The sequence below is a fragment of the Streptomyces sp. P9(2023) genome (genome assembly GCF_032436795.1).
Classification (GTDB): domain Bacteria; phylum Actinomycetota; class Actinomycetes; order Streptomycetales; family Streptomycetaceae; genus Streptomyces.
Genome location: NZ_JAUPWM010000004.1, coordinates 284,071 through 301,256, shown reverse-complemented (window position 1 = coordinate 301,256; position 17,186 = coordinate 284,071). Strand labels below are relative to the sequence as shown.

The 17,186-nt window shown below is 69.6% G+C and carries 14 protein-coding genes and 1 pseudogene; 11 read left to right on the top strand and 4 right to left on the bottom strand.

Annotation, left to right across the window (positions count from 1 at the left end):
- Nucleotides 1-3 precede the first annotated feature (3 nt).
- The 9 genes from Q5762_RS08545 to Q5762_RS08505 all read left to right on the top strand — a co-directional run bounded on the left by Q5762_RS08545 (nucleotide 4) and on the right by Q5762_RS08505 (nucleotide 10,296).
- Complete coding sequence (locus Q5762_RS08545; protein WP_315891385.1) at nucleotides 4-3,018, top strand: ATP-binding protein; 3,015 nt, start codon at nucleotides 4-6, stop codon at nucleotides 3,016-3,018.
- A 39-nt stretch (nucleotides 3,019-3,057) separates the two neighbouring features.
- Entirely contained in the window at nucleotides 3,058-3,594 is a 537-nt protein-coding gene (locus Q5762_RS08540) for a hypothetical protein (RefSeq protein WP_315891384.1), read from the top strand.
- 90 nt (nucleotides 3,595-3,684) lie between these two features.
- Nucleotides 3,685-4,221 carry a hypothetical protein gene (locus tag Q5762_RS08535; protein ID WP_315891383.1) on the top strand — a complete coding sequence of 179 codons (537 nt, stop codon included), beginning with the start codon at nucleotides 3,685-3,687 and terminating at the stop codon, nucleotides 4,219-4,221.
- 69 nt (nucleotides 4,222-4,290) lie between these two features.
- A complete protein-coding gene (locus Q5762_RS08530; RefSeq protein ID WP_315891382.1) occupies nucleotides 4,291-6,525 on the top strand; it encodes a hypothetical protein in 2,235 nt (744 codons plus the stop codon).
- A gap of 11 nt (nucleotides 6,526-6,536) precedes the next feature.
- Nucleotides 6,537-7,151, top strand: a complete 615-nt coding sequence (locus tag Q5762_RS08525) for a hypothetical protein (RefSeq protein ID WP_315891381.1) — start codon at nucleotides 6,537-6,539, stop codon at nucleotides 7,149-7,151.
- Between the two features lie 115 nt (nucleotides 7,152-7,266).
- Entirely contained in the window at nucleotides 7,267-8,622 is a 1,356-nt protein-coding gene (locus Q5762_RS08520; protein ID WP_315891380.1) for a WhiB family transcriptional regulator, read from the top strand.
- A gap of 13 nt (nucleotides 8,623-8,635) precedes the next feature.
- Nucleotides 8,636-8,875, top strand: coding sequence for a hypothetical protein (locus Q5762_RS08515; protein ID WP_315891379.1), 240 nt, complete (start codon nucleotides 8,636-8,638; stop codon nucleotides 8,873-8,875).
- Nucleotides 8,876-8,928: 53 nt separating this feature from the next.
- Nucleotides 8,929-9,174 carry a hypothetical protein gene (locus Q5762_RS08510; protein ID WP_315891378.1) on the top strand — a complete coding sequence of 82 codons (246 nt, stop codon included), beginning with the start codon at nucleotides 8,929-8,931 and terminating at the stop codon, nucleotides 9,172-9,174.
- Nucleotides 9,175-9,213: 39 nt separating this feature from the next.
- Nucleotides 9,214-10,296: a zeta toxin family protein gene (locus Q5762_RS08505; protein WP_315891377.1), complete on the top strand. Its 1,083-nt coding sequence runs from the start codon at nucleotides 9,214-9,216 to the stop codon at nucleotides 10,294-10,296.
- Between the two features lie 50 nt (nucleotides 10,297-10,346).
- Here the strand turns inward: Q5762_RS08505 and Q5762_RS08500 are convergent.
- The 3 genes and pseudogenes from Q5762_RS08500 to Q5762_RS08490 form a co-directional block, all read right to left on the bottom strand.
- Nucleotides 10,347-10,628 (bottom strand): annotated as a pseudogene (locus Q5762_RS08500) (DUF4913 domain-containing protein); the annotation flags it as partial.
- Nucleotides 10,585-11,220 carry a hypothetical protein gene (locus tag Q5762_RS08495; protein ID WP_315891376.1) on the bottom strand — a complete coding sequence of 212 codons (636 nt, stop codon included), beginning with the start codon at nucleotides 11,218-11,220 and terminating at the stop codon, nucleotides 10,585-10,587. The pseudogene Q5762_RS08500 and the gene Q5762_RS08495, both read right to left, overlap by 44 nt.
- 108 nt (nucleotides 11,221-11,328) lie before the next feature.
- A complete protein-coding gene (locus Q5762_RS08490) occupies nucleotides 11,329-12,450 on the bottom strand; it encodes a threonine synthase (protein ID WP_399494705.1) in 1,122 nt (373 codons plus the stop codon).
- Nucleotides 12,451-12,628: 178 nt separating this feature from the next.
- Here Q5762_RS08490 and Q5762_RS08485 point away from each other — a divergent pair, with 178 nt between their 5' ends.
- Both Q5762_RS08485 and Q5762_RS08480 read left to right on the top strand, forming a co-directional pair.
- Entirely contained in the window at nucleotides 12,629-14,203 is a 1,575-nt protein-coding gene (locus tag Q5762_RS08485) for a S8 family peptidase (protein ID WP_315891374.1), read from the top strand.
- A 208-nt stretch (nucleotides 14,204-14,411) separates the two neighbouring features.
- Entirely contained in the window at nucleotides 14,412-15,590 is a 1,179-nt protein-coding gene (locus Q5762_RS08480; protein ID WP_315891373.1) for a DUF4190 domain-containing protein, read from the top strand.
- Nucleotides 15,591-15,672: 82 nt separating this feature from the next.
- On the opposite strand, the gene Q5762_RS08475 is transcribed toward Q5762_RS08480, so the two are convergent.
- Complete coding sequence (locus Q5762_RS08475; protein WP_315891372.1) at nucleotides 15,673-17,019, bottom strand: glycoside hydrolase family 18 protein; 1,347 nt, start codon at nucleotides 17,017-17,019, stop codon at nucleotides 15,673-15,675.
- Nucleotides 17,020-17,186 lie beyond the last annotated feature (167 nt).

The following is a 17,186-nucleotide window of genomic DNA, read 5'->3' as shown; positions in this document are numbered from 1 at the left end:
ACCATGTTCATGATGATCCTTCTGGGCGGGGCGGTCGCCTTCTTCGCGATCGCCATGATCATGGCCGCCTCCTCCTCCAAGACCAAGGGCGCCAACGGCGGCCAGGGCAACGGAAAGCAGGGCTCCGGTTCGCGGAGCGGCTCCGGCTCCGGGAACCGTGGATCCTCCAAGGACCGCGCGGAGGCCCGGCGCGAGGAGATGCGCCTGCCGTACCGCTACGCCGACGACATGATCTTCGTGCACGGCGACTCGGTGTGGACCGGCATCGTCCTGCCCACCTCGATCGACGAGTACCTCAACGGCACCGAGCTCCAGGCCATGGCCGAGGCGCCGGCCCGCGCGCTGCTCAACCTCGCGCGCGGCGACCGTAACGTCGAGTGCCACTACCGCAAGGTGTACCGGCCGATCACCGCGGTCGGCTGGGCCGAGGAGCTCAACGCCGTCGCGTGGGACCCGACCGAGAACTACAAGGCGTACAACTTCCGCAAGGCCGAGTACCAGGAGCGCATCGGGGCGATGCGCGAGCGGAACATCCTGCTGGTCAAGCTGGGTTCGCTGAAGCGCGGCTCCGGTGACGGCAGTGGCGTACTGCCCGGTGGGGACGACCCGGTCGAGGACCTCGCCCTGTCCCGCGCCCTGAGCGGTACGGCCGACAAGGCGGCGGCCGCCGCGACCGGTGTGCACGGGGAGTACCTGTCGCCGGGCCTGCTCGCCCAGTGGACGCAGGTGGCGCGTGAGGTGCACGAGAGCCTGGAGAGCCTCGGCGGTACGCCGCTGGTCCGCGAGGAGCTGGTCTGGCTGATCCGCAAGCCGCTGCACGGCGATCTGCCGGTGCCGCCCGAGCCGGTGCTCGGCTCGCGGTCCTGGGGACCGGACCAGTTCGACCTCGTCGTCGACTTCTCCGGCGAGAACCGCAAGACGCACATCGTGCTGCACCAGTACGACGAGGTCACCGGCGAGCAGCACACCAGCTACACGACGACGCTCGTCGCCGCCAACTGGCCGACGGAGACCAGGTTCCGCCAGTCGACCGCCTGGGCGCGGTACGCGGCGCAGAACGTGGAGTTCCCCGTCGAGATCGACATGCGCTTCACCCTCATCCCGTACATGAGGTTCCAGGACCGCGCCGGCAAGATCAGCGGCAACCTCCTGGACGAGATGAACGACATGGCCAACTCGGGCCGTTCGCCGGACACCAAGCTGGCCAACCAGGTCACCCGCGCCCAGCACCTCGTGGACGACATCGAGGAGCACAAGATGCCGGGGATGGAGGCGCAGATCCGTTTCACCATCTCCGCGGCCGACCCGACCGAGCTGGAGCGGCGACGCCGCATCCTGGAGATGCAGTTCAAGCAGGATCTGAAGGTCACCCTTCTGCGTCCGACGCGCCAGCAGTGGCGGCTGCTCCAGTCGCAGCTGCCGGGCAACGCGCCGAAGCTGCCGATCGCGCCGTACCTGCGGCTGCAGGAGGTGGAGCAGCTCGGCGCCGGGCTGCCGACTGCCGGTACCGAGCTGGGCGACAACCCCGAGCAGCGGTCCGGCAAGAAGCTCGGCTGGGTGGGCAACCTGGTCGGCTGGGCGGGCAAGATGCCGGTCCACTACTCCCTCCACGTCGGTCCCGCCCGTAACGACGGCGGTGGCCTCGCCATCGTCGGCGCGTCCGGCGGTGGAAAGTCCTCGCTGGCGCTGCAGAAGTTCTACGAGGAGTCGGAGTCGGGCGTTCGTTGCCTGGTCATCGACCCGAAGACGGACTTCGCGCAGCTCTGTTACTACCTGGGCTTCGGCGCCCAGGTGAACGACCCGGAGTTCGCCAGCGACGCGGAGCGGGGCGTGCTGGGGACGCCGGAGAGCCGGTTCCAGCCGGTGAACCCGGAGTTCTGGGCGGAGACGGAGGTCGTCGACCTCCTCAAGGGCCAGGCGGGTGTGCTGGACCCGTGGGTGATCGCCCGCGACGTGCCGTCGGGCCGGCTCCTTGCCGAGTCGATGCTGCGTGGCTTCCTCGGTGACGAGGACTACCAGCGGGTACGACTGCCCGTCATCGAGGGGATGGCGACGGTCGTCGGCTGGTACAACTCGGCGATCCGGCAGGCGACCGAGCAGGGCCTGAGCGCCCGGGACGCCGAGGAGCGGGTGCCGCGACCGACGCTGTGGGCCGTTGTCGACGAGGTGGTACGGGCGTACGAGCACGCGCTCGCGACGAACGACCGCGAGGCGGCGAAGGACCTGAAGCTCGCGCAGATGCTCCTGACAGAGCTGCGGACGCTTCCCTACGCGCGACTGGCGTTCGCGGAGACGCCGCAGACCCTGTCGGCGATGCGCAAGCGCCGTACGGTCATCACGCTCCGCGGCTTCCAGTCGCCGGCGGCCTCCGACCCGCGCAACTGGAACCCGGCCGAGCGGCTGGCGGCGACGGCGCTGATGGCGGTCGTGGAGCTGGGCAGCCAGATGCTCGACGTCGGGTACGAGAAGAACCCGGTGACGGGCGAGATCGGCCTGCGCCCGAAGGCGCTGTTCGTCGACGAGGCGTACGTCGTCACGGCGACGGAGAGCGGCCGGGACCTGATGCGACGGGCGCTGAAGCAGGGACGTTCGTACCTGGCGGTGACGGTACTGATCACCCAGCAGGCCATCGACCTCGTCCAGATCGAGGACTCCGAGGCGCGCAGCGGTGGCGCGAACCAGATCCACACGGTCTTCGCGTTCAAGCAGAAGTCCGCGCAGGAGGCGTCGCTGGTGGCGCCGCTCCTCGGCCGCCCGGAGACGGACGCGAAGGTGGTCTCGGCCCTCCAGGAACTCCGCACGGGTGTCTGCCTCCAGCGGGACGCGGACAAGCGGGTGGGCACGGTGGCGGTGGACCTGGTCTTCAGGGAGATCCTCGCGGCCACGGACACGAACGGCACGACCCGCCCGTCCCGCCAGGGCGTGAACCCGCCCCTGAGCGTCTGGGACTGGACCTTCCTCCAGGAGACGAACGACCTGGACCCGACGCCCGCACCGGACGCCACGGCCGCGGTCTGACCTGCCCCGGCCCACCCGAATCGACCCGAGGAGAACCTCATGCGCCTGACCAAGACCCTCGCAGCCGGAGCTGTCGCGCTGAGCGCGCTCGTGACGCTGACCGGTTGTGGTGGCAGTGACGAGCCGGCGGAGGGCTCGGGACTGCCGAAGGCGGCCACGATGGCCGAAGTGCAGAAGTTCATCAACGGGTCGGGCGCCCAGTGCAACGAGCTTCGGCCGTACTCCGAGACCGCTGAGATGGCCAAGGAAGCCAGGGACCCCGCCTGGAGCATCAAGGAGCGCGCTGTCTGCCAGGACGCGTCGGGCGAATACATCATCGTGCTTCTCGTCGACGACATGACGAAGTTCCAGGAGTCCACGGCGAAGGCGCAAGCCAAGGGCGACGGGAAAAGCTTCCTGATCGGGCAGAACTTCGCGGTCGATCCCACTGCCGACGACACCAGCCGGACTGTGGTGCAGGGCGGTCTTCAGGTCATGTCGTGCGATCCGAAGGACCGAGAGGACATCCCCAGCGGCTTCACGGTGTCTGAGGGCCTGGCCAAGGGCTGCTTCACGACGAACTACATCCCCGCGTAGCGACGACCACCCGGGCATCGGAGTCGGCTCCGGCCTACCTCAGCCGCGGTTCAGCCCTCAATCGGCACCCAAAACCTCAAGGAGAAAGCCATGCGCCTGACCAAGACTCTCGCTACCGGAGCGGTCGCCCTGACCGCGCTCGTGACGCTGACGGGCTGCGGCAGCGACGACCCGATGGAGGACTCGGGCCTTCCGAAGGCGGACAGCATGGCCGCCCTGCAGCAGCTCATCAACGAGCGGGGCGCTCAGTGCAACGAGCTCGAGCCGACGGGTGACGAGGCGAAGTACATGCTGGAAGAGGCCAAGGACCCGGCTTGGGGCATCAAGGAGCGCGCGGTCTGCCAGGACGCCCAGGGCGACGACATGGTCCTGCTGCTCATCAGCGACATGACCAAGCTCCAGGAGGCCAACGTCAAGGCGGTGGCCAAAGACGACGGCAAGGATCTCATCGTCGGGCAGAACTTCGCTGTGGTGCCGGTGGGCGATGACACGGGTCGGGCTCTGATGCAGAGCGGCCTCCTCGCGCTGACCTGCGACCCCAAGAACCGCGAGGACATCCCCAGCGGCTTCACCGTCACGGAGAGCCAGGTCAAGGGCTGCTTCACCACGAACTACATCCCCTCATAGCGGGGACCACAGCACACCTCCCTGTCGCGGAACTCTGGAAGGAAGCCGATGTTCGTGCGCCGTAAGGCCATGTCACGCGGAACCGCCGCCGAATCCCGGTCGTTGGGCCACCGGGTGCGTGGCCTCGGGCGCCTCGCGAGGGCCGGTCTGTTCGTGGTCATGGCGCTGTTCGCCCTGACGATGGCCGTCCCCGGCACGGCGCACGCGGACTTCACATGCCAGTTCACGGGTTCGGACAACTATCAGATGGACCACCCCGGGGCGAACGGCGAGAGCATCTTCCCTGCGGTGAACCAGTGGGAGGGGGACTCCAACAAGCAGGCCAAGAACCTGAACGACACCACCGGCATGGTGACCGGCGCGGTCCCCATGGACGCGGAGCGCCCGGAGAGGTACACGCTCTACGAGCTCAACGCGCTTCGTGGTCTCGACTGGTCGATGACCTTCAAGGGGAAGGGCGACGCCGCCGAGGACAATGGTGACTGGGGCAGCGGCGCCGACAACTGCTCGATCATGGACTATGCCAACAACAACATCGCCGACATGGTCTTCAACGGCACCAAGCTCCTGACCCGCGTCGCGATATCCATCAAGGAGTACGCCTCCAACCCGAGTCCGCTCAGCGGCCTCTACGAGGGACGCGACAACGTCGTGGAGACGTTGAAGCGGAACGTCTTCATCCCCGCCGTCCCCGTCATGATCATGCTGACCGGTCTCTGGGTGTTCACCAAGTGGCGGCAACAGCAGATGCGCGAAGTGTGGTCGGGTGTCGGATGGGCCACCCTTACGACCATCGCCGTCGTCACCCTGCTCACGGGTGGCAACTTCGGCAAGCTCATCGAGGAAGCGGACTCGGGCATCGCCCAGGCCAACGCACTGCTGTCCGAGGCAGCCCTCAGCGGCGTGTCCGGGCAGATGCAGTCCCCTTGCGATCTCGCGGAGAACGCGGAGAACCGCGGCCTGCGTGTGTCGAGCTGCGCGATGTACGACACGCTGGCGTTCAGGCCGTGGGCTCTGGGGCAGTTCGGCGACGTCGGCACCAGCTGCATCTTCAAGAACAAGACGGGGAGCATCAAGGACGGCGCCTGCATTCCGGCCAACAGTTCGTCCGAATGCGTCTCGGGCAAGGGAGTCCGCTGTGAGGACCTCCGCGTCAAGCAGGTCGAGTCCCAATCCCTGAACAACATCGAGGCCCTCAGCGGGAAAGAGTTCAACAAGCTCGACAATGAGTGGCAGCGCATCCGCAAGGACATCGCTGTGGGCGAGAACAAGCCCGACAAGAGCATCTATCCGGTGGGCTTCGACGAATGGTCCGGAAAGAACGCCGGCACGCGCGTCGGGATCGCCTTCTACTCGCTGATCGCCGCCCTTATCGTCGGCCTGATGGTCATCGTCCTCAGCGCGCTCACCCTGCTGTGGCACGCCGTGACCCTGATCCTCATCATCATGCTGCCGCTGATCGCCACGATCGGTATCCACCCGTCCCAGCAGAAGCTCCTCAAGGGCTGGTTGCAGACGTTTATCCACAGCTTCGTGCTGCGGGCGGGCTTCGGGATCATCCTGACCGTGTTGTTGGTGCTCTACCAGATGATCCTGCCCTCCAGGATCTCCCTGGGCATGCAGCTCCTCATGCTCCTCCTCGTCACCGTCGCCGTCGTGATGATGCTCAAGAAGCTCATCGGAGGGGCGTACAGCCCGAAGATCGCCGGAGCTGAGGACGCCCTGGGCGTGGGCGACATGCCGGGTGCGGTCGCCGGGAAGGCCGTGCCGATGCTGGCTTCGGCCGGGCGGTTGGGGGTGGGTGCCACCAAGGCCTCCGGGCGGGTCGCGGCGGGGGCCGCGGCCGGGACCGCGAGGGGGGCCGTGAAGGGGGCCGGGTATGCCGCTCGGGGGTTGGACAAGAAGTTCCTCGGCGAGAAGCTGCAGAAGGGTGGCTGGCTCGCGATCAACAACTCCAAGCGCCAGCAGCGCAAGAGCGCCTACCAGGGACGTGCGATCCAGGAGAACTCGTACGAAAACCCGAACGGGGGCAACGGCAGCACCGCTTCGGACGACTCCGGCCAGCAGCAGCAGCCCCCTCGCCGCACCGGCCGCGTCAGCCAGGGCAACACCACTCCGCCCCCGCCGGCCACGCCGACGCCCGCTCCCGTGCCGCAGCAGCAGCCCGCGCCGCAGGCCGAACCGCCCCGGCCTCCGCGCGTCCAGCCGGCTCAGCAGCCGGTGACACATCAGCCCGCGCAGCCGAACCCGCCGCAGCTGCCCCCGCAGCGGCCGCCGGGTGATGGCAACCGCATGCCCCGATAGGAGGACCGTTCATGTCACGAATCGACTCGGTCGCCAGGGCCGTGCGGCGGCTCGTCCGGCAGGAGAAGAGCGACGACTGGGCAGTCCGGCTGCTGCCCAGGCTCGTCCTCGGGCTCGCCGGGGCGTACACGCTCTTCATCCTCGCCTCCTCCAGCATGAGCTCGTTCATCACGATCTGCGCGCTGCTGGTGCTCGGCCTGCTGGTGTTCCTGCTGCGCCGGCGCGGCCAGTTGCTGCTGGCGCTCGGGTCGACGGTCCTGACCGCCGCGTTCGCGGGCTATCTCGCGGCCGTCGCGGACATCGCCCGGGGCATTCCGGCCGGTTGGGCGGGCGGGCAGGCCGTGTTCGGGCACTGGGCGCTCGCCGGGATGGCGCTGCTCGGGACCTGGGTGGTCAAGGAGCATCCCGGGCGGCGCGGGCTCACCGTCGTGCTCGCCGATGTCGTGCTCCTGGTGGCGGCCGGGATCGGGACCGTGGCGCCACCGGTCGCCGTACCGCTCGGGTTCGTCGGCATCGTCGCCGTGCTCATGTTCCGGGGTGGAGGGGGTGCCGCCGTGGGGCGATTCGTTCGGCGCCTGGCACGGCGGCCCGCGCCCGACACCAAGGCGAACAGCAAGCGGGTCTGATGCCGGCTCAAGAAGGTATGGAGCAACTCGGTTACGGTTTGGAACGGCTTTGCGGTCGCCATTTGCACTGCTCTAGAGTCCCCAGGTATCAAAAAATGCCACGGGGGGCACTTTCATGGTCACAACCGCTCGCAGGACCCTTCCCTCACCATCCATATCCACCGGCGCCGGCACGAGCGCAGCTTCCCTGCCCTGCCGCCGCCGACCGGACATTTTCCGCCATCCCCTTCTGGAGAAGCCGCCCGTCGCCGCCGCCGAACTGCCCCTGCAGGGCCGGCGCGTCCAGGCCCTCGCGCATGCGGCGCGGCAGCTCTGCGCCTCCTGCCCGCTCCGTCAGGAGTGCCTGCGCGACGCCGTCCTCCGCCCCGATCCGGGCGGGTACCTCGCCGGGACCACCGAGCAGGACCGGCGGCTCATCCGCCGCCGGCTCGGCATCGGCACGCCGCAGGGGGACCTGACCGCGCCCGTCGACCTCCGGGACCGCGCCGCCGAACTCGCCGCCGTACTCGACGTGTTCGCGCCGCAGCACGCGGCCGGGCACGAGGCCGGGCACTCGGCCCGGCCTGCGCGCCGGCCCGCCCGCTCAGGTCCCCGGCTGCCCGCGATTCCACCCCAGAAGACACACCACGTAGCAGAGGTATCCATGGCGGTTCCGGCAGGCGAACGGATCACCTTCGCTCTCGACGATCCCGTTCTCGCCGTGCGGAAGGGCGTCCTCGCGCCGCTGCTGCACGCCGCGCTCCCCGCCGTCGAAGCCACCGAGCAGCTCGCCGGGATGCTGGCGCACGTGCCGTCCGCCGGGCCGACGCCGGAACTGGCCGAGGCCTGCCGACGCGCGCGTCGCTGCCTGGAGACCTGGCGCGCCGAGAACGGCAACGACGCGTCCCGGCTTCCGGCGGACACCGGGCTCGTCGGCTCGGTCAGCGTCGAGCTGGCGACCAGTGACCCGATCGCCGCGCTGCGCCAGGACCTTTTCGAGCCACTGCTGCGGCGGGTCTCGGAGTCGATCGTCCGCATAGAGGCGGTCATGTCGGTCCTGGACGGGCCGGGCGGTACCGACGGAACGGACCGTGCGACACCGACCGACCTCCGGGCCGCCCTGCGCGAACTCGCCGCACGCATCGAGGCGTACGAAGGTGTCGCCGCCACCACTGCCGTTCCGCGGCTGCGCGCCGTGGACAGCGGGGACGCGGTGGTACGTCCCTTCCCGCCCACCACGAGCCTGCGCCAGGCCGTGGACCGGGCCGTCGCCTCCTTCCCCGGTCCGTTCACCGCCCGCGACGTGCTGCTCGCGCTGCCTCCGGAGGTGTTCCAGGAGTCGGCCAAGTCGATCAGCAACGTCCTGTCCGCCCTGGTCAAGTCCGGGCGGTTGCGGCGCGTGTCCCGCGGCACGTACACCATGGACCCCATGGCTGGTACTCGTCCCCTGGGTGAAGCCCCGTCCACCGGCGACCTCGCCGCGCACTCCTGAAAGGACCCGAGTCGTGCAACCCACACCCCCGGCGGCCGAAGTCCGCATCTTCTCCCCGAACGCCGGCCTGATCGACGGCGTCCCCGTCACCGCGCCGCCCTACGGAGACATCCAGGAGGTCGTCATCTCGATCCTCCAGCAGCGCGCCCAGCAGTTCGGTGCCCCGGCCCCGGCATCGATCACCGACGACCGCTACGGCGGCGCGATCCGCCTGCTCATCCACCCGGACGGCACCACGGAAGCACTGGACTGACCAGCCCAGGCAGAAGCTGTTGTCATACCGATCGTGAAGAGAGGGCGGCACTCATGACCGACAAGCAATCGCTGCGTGACTACATCGACCGCTACGCGGCAGGAGAGATCCCCCGCGACGAGGCACTGGCGACCATCGCCGCCTGGGACTTCGAGGAGGAGTGGTTCGACCCGACCCACACGGCCCCGACGCATCAGGACAACACCCTGGCCGTGGTCAACCAGGGCCGCGGGCTCGGAAAGCTGACGGCTGAGGACATCGAGGTGATCCGAGAACTTCTCAAGCGGCGTGGGCTCTGACCGCGGAGTGTCGAAGTCGAGCAGGGGGAGGGCGCGCGTGTGCGTGTGACGGGGGAGTACGAGCCGGTATACCGGGAACTCCAGCAGCGGATGGGGCCGGGCGGGGACCTGGCGATGGCGGGGGAGTTCGACACCAGGAACCGCCACGCGGTGGAGGGACTGTGGACACCCGAGCGCGCGCTCCTGCACGACGCGCTCATGGAGCGGTTCAAGGATCAGTGCAAGGGGAAGCCCCGAGACGGTCATGCTGTTCTCTTCACGGGCGGAGCGCCCGGGTCCGGCAAGGGCAGAGCGCAGCGCGGTCTGTCGCAGTGGGAGTCTCAGGATTCGGCACTCGGGGACGAGCTGCGGCGCGTGCACGGTGTGAACCTCGACGAGTACGTCGTTCTCGATCCGGACGAGTTCAAGGTGGCGCTCTTCGAGCAGGGCGGTGCACCGCAACTTCCCCCCGCGCTCGACCGGCTGTCCGACGGCCGCCCGCTGTCCCCGTCGGAGAAGGCCTCGCTGGTCCACCGGGAGTCGGGCCATGTCCAGAACCTGATCGAGCAGTGGGCACGCGGTGAGGGCTACAACCTGCTCTACGACCAGTCCCTGCGGGCCCTGGGATGGACCGCGAACCTTCTCACGGACCTTCAGCGGGAGGGCTACGACAAGCGCGTGCTGCTCTCCGTGGAGGTCCCCGAGCAGCAGTGCCTGGAGCAGAACGCGGCGCGCTGGCTGGCGGGCCGTCAGGAGTTCGACGCGGGGCGCGACTGGTACGGCGGCCGCATGGCGCCCGAGGGCTTCATCAAGGGCCTCTACGCGGACAGCACCACGGGCCGGGGCTACTCCATCGGCCGGGAGAACGCCGAGCAGCTTGCCGAACGCGGCCTGGCCACCGGGTTGATCACCACCGATCGGGGTGACTTCGGCCCGAAGGCGGTACCGGAGGCCGCTGTTCCGGCCGCGGGCCGGGCGTTCCAGCAGGGCGATGCCACCGTGCGAGTGGCCAAGGGCGCCCAGTTCATGCCCGGCGTGAACATCACCCCCACCCGCGCCCCGGCGCCGCGAGGTGTTCCCCTCCCGACGACTCCCCCGCCGCCCACGCCGGGCCCCCGGCGCGGCCCCGGCGTCGGCCTCTGACCTGCGGGCATCTCACGCGGGCTACAGCTGGGGGCCGTGCGGCTCCAGGGGGAGCCGGTCGAAGGGGAACAGGCTGCGAACGGGCCCAGGTCCGTGTCCATGAGTACCCGCGGGTGTGGATCGGCGTGGTGCAGCCACCAGGTCGACATGCCCAGGGCAGGTCCGTGGCGGAGGTGCTCCCAGGCCAGCCATAGGGCGGAGAGCCGCGCCCCGGCCTCGGGGTGCTCCCGCCATCGGGGGCACCAGGCGGCGGAGGAGGACCCGTTCACTCGGCGGCGGATCGCCCTGTCATCGGCGAGCCTCCCGGAAGTCGCCGGGTGCGTACACGGCAAGGGCAATCGCGGACGCGCCCGCCACGTTCGTGGTCCACGTCGGGAACGACACCGATTGGCTCAGCACGATGAACGGCTGCCCGGGAACGTCTCCACCGGGAGCCCAATACGCGAACTCGTACGGGCGCCGACTCCTCATGCGCGCTTCGCGTCCGTGCCAGTACGCCGGGTGGGGCGGTTCCGGAAAGTCGGCGGCGTCCCAGGAACCGCTCCACGTGGGCGCGCCCAGGACTCCCACCGCGGCCTCAAGATGCGTCGGCCAGACTGCGGCGGCGGTCGCGAGGACCGTGTTGTTCTCGGCCGGGGAGTCGGCTCGTACCTGCCATGCGTAATGCGTCAGCCTCTCCACCGGGCTCCACTCGCCACCGATCCGGTCGAAGAACGTCCAGTGACCGCCGCCAGGAGTCACCACTGCCAACTGCCGGTCGAACGTCTGCGGCTCCCACCCGTACCGCCCGCACCACTCGTCGAACTCCCCCGACCCGCCCTGCGGCGGTCCCGACCACACCGACGGCCAGTCATCGACGGCCCGCATGTTCGCCAGTTCGGCTGCAAGGTCCTGCGGCGTCCGGCCGGTCGTCTCCGTCAGCATGCACATCTCCTTTGTGCGTGATGTATTTGACCGTACCTGGTCAGGACAGGTGGACTCCGGCATGGGGAAAGCGCGAGGACAAGCGGGACAAGCACGTGAGACCCTCGCTCACCCCCGCCCCCCGCTCAGCCCCGTCTTCGCCCCCGCCCCGCACAGCGGCAGCACCGTCAGTCCCGGACGGGGCGGGGTCGCGCGGAGTGCTGCCCAGCAGGCCGCGGCCGTCGTCTCGACGAACAGGCCGCGGCGCGCCAGGTCCATCTGGGCGGTGTGGAGTTGGTCCTCCGTCACAGTCAGGAAGGTTCCGCCCGTCGCTCGGACCGCCCGCAGGATCTGGGCCGCGCGGGGCGGGTTCGGGATCGCGATGCCCTCCGCGAGGGTCGGGCGGGCGTCCCCCGGCGCCAGGAGTTCGTCGGCGCCCGTGGCGAACGCCTCGGCCAGCGGAGCAACCGCCTCCGCCTGTACGGCGATCAGCGCGGGGCGCCTGTCGATCAGGCCGTGACCGTGCAGTTCCTCGATGGCCAGCGCCGCGCCCAGCAGGAGCGTGCCGTTGCCGACCGGGACGACGATCGTCTCCGGGAGCCGGCCGCCGAGGTCCTCCCAGAGTTCGTACACGTACGTCTTCGTCCCGTGCAGGAAGTGCGGGTTGTACACGTGCGAGGCGTAGAACGTGCCCGGTTCGTCGGCGGCCGCGCGGGCCGCCCGCGCCGTCGCCTCGCGGTCGCCGGGTACGACGGTCAGCCGGGCTCCGTGCGCCCGGATCTGCTCCAGCTTCTTGGCGGACGTGGCCTCCGGTACGTACACGACACAGTCGAGGCCCGCCCGTGCGCAGTACGCGGCGATGGCCGTGCCTGCGTTGCCGCTGCTGTCGGCGAGGACGCGGCGCGGGCGGAGTCGCCGGGCCAGCTCGGCGAGCATGACCGCGCCGCGGTCCTTGAACGACAACGTCGGCATGAGGAAGTCGAGTTTGGCCGAGATGTCGTCGGTGAGGGGGACCAGCGGAGTGCGGCCCTCCCCGAGCGATACGCCCGGGGAACCCGTCGCGAGCGGCAGCGCCTCCTCGTAGCGCCACAACGAATTCACGCGTGACGCAAGGGACGTGAGAGACACGGGGGCGCTCGCGAAGTCGAGATCCCAAGGGCCCCGGCATCGCGGACAGCACCAGGTGAGGGCGTCCGCGGGGGCGTTGACCAGACATCGGGGACACACGTAGGCCGTCATGGCCGCCAGCATGGCAGTTGTGTGACACACGTGTGTCGGGGCGCTCGGGACTCTTGTGTGATTCCTATGGATCCGTCAATCTTTCGCTCGGCGGCCGGATGTACGAAACGGCGTGGACACCTCATGCCGCTTTGTCATGCGCCTGCCATACCCCCACAGCAGCGCACCACCAATGAGGAGGACCCCTCACATGTCAGTGATGCGTGACTCGCGGCGCAGACTCGCCGCGGCCAGTGCCATAGCCGTCGCCGCCCTGGCTCTCGGCACCGCCGCCACCTTCCCGGCCACCGCCGCCGAGGCCGCCCCCGAGGGCGTCATTCTGAACGCCGGGGCCCCGGGAACGATCGCGGACAGCTACATCGTCACCCTGAAGGACTCCGCCCCGGCGGAGACCTCCCAGGGCCGGGCGGTCGCGGCCAAGCACGGCGCGAAGATCAAGAAGACGTACACCGCGGCGCTCAACGGCTACAACGTCGAGCTGAGCGAGGCGCAGGCGAAGAAGCTCGCCGCCGACCCCGCGGTCGCGTCGGTCGTGCAGAACCGTGTCTTCAAGGTCACCGGCACGCAGCCCTCCCCGCCGTCCTGGGGCCTGGACCGGGTGGACCAGCGGGCCCTCCCGTTGAACCAGAGCTACACCTACCCGGACAGCGCGGGCCAGGGCGTGACGGCGTACATCATCGACACCGGTGTACGGATCTCCCACAGCGACTTCGGCGGCCGGGCGTTCAACGGCTACGACGCCGTCGACAACGACAACGTCGCCCAGGACGGCAACGGCCACGGCACGCACGTCGCCGCCACCGTCGCGGGATCCTCCTACGGCGTCGCCAAGAAGGCCAAGATCGTCGGCGTCCGCGTCCTCAACAACCAGGGCTCCGGCACGACCGCGCAGGTCGTCGCCGGCATCGACTGGGTGACGCAGAACGCCGTCAAGCCGGCCGTCGCCAACATGAGCCTCGGCGGTGGCATCGACTCGGCCCTCGACACGGCCGTGCGCAACTCGATCGCCTCCGGCGTGACGTACGCGGTGGCCGCGGGCAACGACAACTCCAACGCCTCCAACTACTCACCGGCGCGGGTCTCCGAGGCCATCACGGTCGGCTCCACGACCAACACCGACGCCCGCTCCAGCTTCTCCAACTACGGCACCGTGCTGGACCTCTTCGCCCCGGGCTCCTCCATCACGTCGGCCTGGAACACCAGTGACAGCGCCACCAACACCATCTCCGGTACGTCGATGGCGACCCCGCACGTCGCGGGCGCGGCGGCGGTCTACCTCGCGGACAACCCGTCGGCCACGCCGGCCCAGGTGTCCACGGCCCTGACCGGTGCGGCCACCCCGAACGTGGTCGGCAGCCCCGGCACCGGCTCCCCGAACCGGCTGCTGTTCGTCGGTGGCGGCGGCACCACCCCGCCGCCCGGCAAGAAGTTCGAGAACACCGCGGACTTCGCCATCGCCGACAACTCGACCGTCGAGTCCCCGGTCACCGTCAGCGGAGTCGCGGGCAACGCGCCGTCCGCCCTCCAGGTCCCCGTGAACATCGTTCACACCTACATCGGTGACCTCCAGGTCCAGCTGATCGCCCCGGACGGCACGGCGTACACGCTGAAGGGGTACGGCACGGGCGGCAGCTCCGACAACATCAACACCACGTACACGGTCAACGCCTCCTCGGAGGTCGCGAACGGCACGTGGAAGCTGCGCGTCAGCGACAACGCGAACTACGACACCGGGAAGATCGACTCCTGGGCACTGCAGTTCTGAACCGTGGCCCTGAGCACGCCTGAACAGCCCTGACATAGAGGGGGCGGCCGCCGATCCAGGCGCCCGCCCCTTCGCTGTGCGCCCGTGGTAGGCAGCCGCTCCGCCGGGGATGTCGTCCGTGTACCGTCGCCGCCCCTCGACCACGTACGATGCGCGTCCCGCCGACCGCACGTGCGTATCACGCCGCCCCTACAGGAGCACCGTACTCGTGGAGCCCTCCCAGCCGCCCCAGGAATCCCAGCCGGCCCACCAGGGCTGGCCCGCCCCCGAGCCGTCGAACCCGACCGGCCCGCCGGCGGCTCCGGCGGCTGCTCCCGGGCCGTACACCTCCGCCCCCTACGGCCCGTACGGGCCCGTCCCCTACGGAATCCCCCCGCAGCGCACCACCAACGGGATGGCCATCGCCTCCCTCGTGTCCGGCATCGTCTGCTGCCTTCCGCCGCTCGGTCTGATCTTCGGCCTCGTCGCCCTCCCCCAGATCCGGAAGCGGAACCAGACCGGCAAGGGACTCGCGATCGCGGGCATCGTCCTGTCCTCCCTCAGCTGTCTCCTCATAACCGTCGGCCTGGTCAGCGGCGTCCTCGGCGAGGCGTGGGGCGGCTTCAAGCGGGGTATGGACGAGGCCGCGCGTTCGAGCTCCGCCTTCTCGCTCCGTACCGGCCAGTGCTACAACGTCGACGGCGACGTGGAGGCCGAGACCGCCGAGGTCGAGGTCGTCGACTGCGAGCTGCCGCACGAGGGCGAGGTCACCGGCGGATTCGAGCTCACCGGCTTCTCCGGGTGGCCGGGCGAGAACGCCATCGACGATGCCGCCGCGGAGCGCTGCGCCGACTTCGGCTCCGCGTACGCGCTCGACAGCTGGGCCTTCCCGGAGGAGGTCGTCGACTTCTACTACATGCCGAGCCGCTCCAGTTGGCGAGCCGGCGACCGCGCCGTGACCTGCGCCTTCATCGTCGACGGCGGCGATCCGATGAAGGGCTCCCTGCGCGCCGACAAGACCACCCTCGACGCCGACCAGCTCCACTTCCTCACCACGATGAACCCGATCGACGACGTGCTCAACGAGGAGCCGGAGGCGGACGTGGACGAGGATCTGGCCGCCAACAAGGCCTGGGCGGGCAAGGTCCACGGCGCCCTCACCACGGCGAGCCGGGGGCTGAGGACCCACTCCTGGCCGGCGGCCGCCACGACGGACGTCGCCGATCTCGTCAAGGAGCTGGACGCGTCCGCGAAGCAGTGGGACAAGCTGGCGAAGGCGGCCGACGCGGACGCGTTCTGGGAGCACTACGACGCCGCGTACGACGGCACCTACTGGGACTCGGAGTCCAAGGCCCGGGCGACCCTGAGGCTGGCCGCGACCTCCTCCGAGCCCGATACCTCGGCCTGACCGTAGGTGACCGCAGGGCGTACGGACGGGGCCGGGTTCTCCCGTAAGGAGAGCCCGGCCCCGTCGCCGTACTCGTAGGCCGTCAGCGGCGGCCGAGCGCGCGGTCGACGGCCGTGATCAGCTCGCCGTCGGGGGTGTCCCCGTCCAGCGACCAGAACATCGCGCCGCCGAGCCCCTTGGCCCGCACGTACGCCGACTTGGTGCCGAGCACCCACGGGTCGTCGTACGTCCACACGGTCGTGCCGTCGAAGAGCCAGGCGTGGCCGTTCCGCCAGTCGCGGTGCACCTTGTACGTCCCCGAGTCGGCGAGCTTCTTCAGGGCCTTGTAGTCCTCGTAGCCGTTCGCCCAGGTGGCCGGTGCCGGGCCGGTCGCGGGCCGGCCGAGGCCGTCGCCGCCGCCCGTGACGCCCGTCCAGCCCTGGCCGTAGAACGGCATGCCGACCACGAGCTTGCGCGCGGGCGCGCCGCGCCGCAGCCAGTCGTTCACGGTCTGGTCGACGCTGAAGTCGCCGTCCTTGGCGAAGAGGGCCGACTGCTGGGCCGTCGTGGTCTCCCAGGAGCCGTGGAAGTCGTAGCCCTGGAGGTTCACGAAGTCGAGGTCCCGCATGATCTTGGGGACTTCGAAGCCCGCGTCGATCTTCGCGGGCGCGGTGGGGACGAAGGCGGTCAGCTCGTAGTGCTTGCGCTTCGGCATCGACCTGCCGTACGCGTCGAGCTGGGTGCGGAACTCCCGTACGAGTGCGGTGAAGTTCTGCTTGTCCTCCGGGCGGAACACGGTGTCGACGTCGCCCGCGGAGCCCGGCCACTCCCAGTCGAGGTCGATGCCGTCGAAGAGACCCGCGGCGGCTCCCGCGCCGCCACGGGCGCCGTCGGTGGGCAGGTTGCCCTTGATGTAGAGATCGACGCAGGAGGCGACGAGGGCCTTGCGGGAGGCCGGGGTGCGGGCCGCGTCGGAGAAGTGGGTGGACCAGCTCCAACCGCCCAGAGAGATCAGGACCTTGAGGCCCGGATGCTTGGCTTTCAGCTCGCGCAGCTGGTTGAAGTTGCCGGCGAGGGGCTGCTCGGCGGTGTCGGCGACGCCGTCCACCGAGCCCGCCGCGTCGAGCGGGCGGACGTAGTCGGACCACGCGTCGGACTCGCCGGGCGTGTTGCCCGTGAAGCACTTTCCGTCCGGACTCACGTTGCCGAAGGCGTAGTTGATGTGGCTGAGCTTGGCCGCCGTGCCACTGGTGTCCAGGTCCTTGACCTGGAAGTTCCGTCCGTAGACGCCCCATTGGGTGAAGTAGCCGACCCGCTTGTACGCCGGGCCGTGCGACGCGCCCTTGTCGCCGTGCGACGCGGGGTCGGCGCCCGCGGCGGGGGCGAAGGCGGCCACCAGGCCGAGGGAGAGGGCGGCGATCGTCAGCCGGAAAGGGGTGTTTCGACGCATGAGGCTCGTTTCCTGTGCGTGTGCCGGAAGGGAGCGGTGCTCAGCGGTGCGCACAGGAACGTATTGGTCTGGACCATTTACGTCAAGATGTGGGGCGGCTATACCTGCGGTAAGCGCAGGCGTAAAGGCGTGTCATCACTTCGGGTGAAACTTTGGCCCATGCTTGC

What these genes read in the sequence shown, in the direction of transcription:
- Q5762_RS08545 (WP_315891385.1), top strand. Translation starts at nt 4, where the DNA reads ATGTTCATGATGATCCTTCTGGGCGGGGCGGTCGCCTTCTTCGCGATC.
- Q5762_RS08540 (WP_315891384.1), top strand. Translation starts at nt 3,058, where the DNA reads ATGCGCCTGACCAAGACCCTCGCAGCCGGAGCTGTCGCGCTGAGCGCG.
- Q5762_RS08535 (WP_315891383.1), top strand. Translation starts at nt 3,685, where the DNA reads ATGCGCCTGACCAAGACTCTCGCTACCGGAGCGGTCGCCCTGACCGCG.
- Q5762_RS08530 (WP_315891382.1), top strand. Translation starts at nt 4,291, where the DNA reads ATGTCACGCGGAACCGCCGCCGAATCCCGGTCGTTGGGCCACCGGGTG.
- Q5762_RS08525 (WP_315891381.1), top strand. Translation starts at nt 6,537, where the DNA reads ATGTCACGAATCGACTCGGTCGCCAGGGCCGTGCGGCGGCTCGTCCGG.
- Q5762_RS08520 (WP_315891380.1), top strand. Translation starts at nt 7,267, where the DNA reads ATGGTCACAACCGCTCGCAGGACCCTTCCCTCACCATCCATATCCACC.
- Q5762_RS08510 (WP_315891378.1), top strand. Translation starts at nt 8,929, where the DNA reads ATGACCGACAAGCAATCGCTGCGTGACTACATCGACCGCTACGCGGCA.
- Q5762_RS08495 (WP_315891376.1), bottom strand. Translation starts at nt 11,220, where the DNA reads ATGCTGACGGAGACGACCGGCCGGACGCCGCAGGACCTTGCAGCCGAA.
- Q5762_RS08490 (WP_399494705.1), bottom strand. Translation starts at nt 12,450, where the DNA reads ATGCTGGCGGCCATGACGGCCTACGTGTGTCCCCGATGTCTGGTCAAC.
- Q5762_RS08485 (WP_315891374.1), top strand. Translation starts at nt 12,629, where the DNA reads ATGTCAGTGATGCGTGACTCGCGGCGCAGACTCGCCGCGGCCAGTGCC.
- Q5762_RS08475 (WP_315891372.1), bottom strand. Translation starts at nt 17,019, where the DNA reads ATGCGTCGAAACACCCCTTTCCGGCTGACGATCGCCGCCCTCTCCCTC.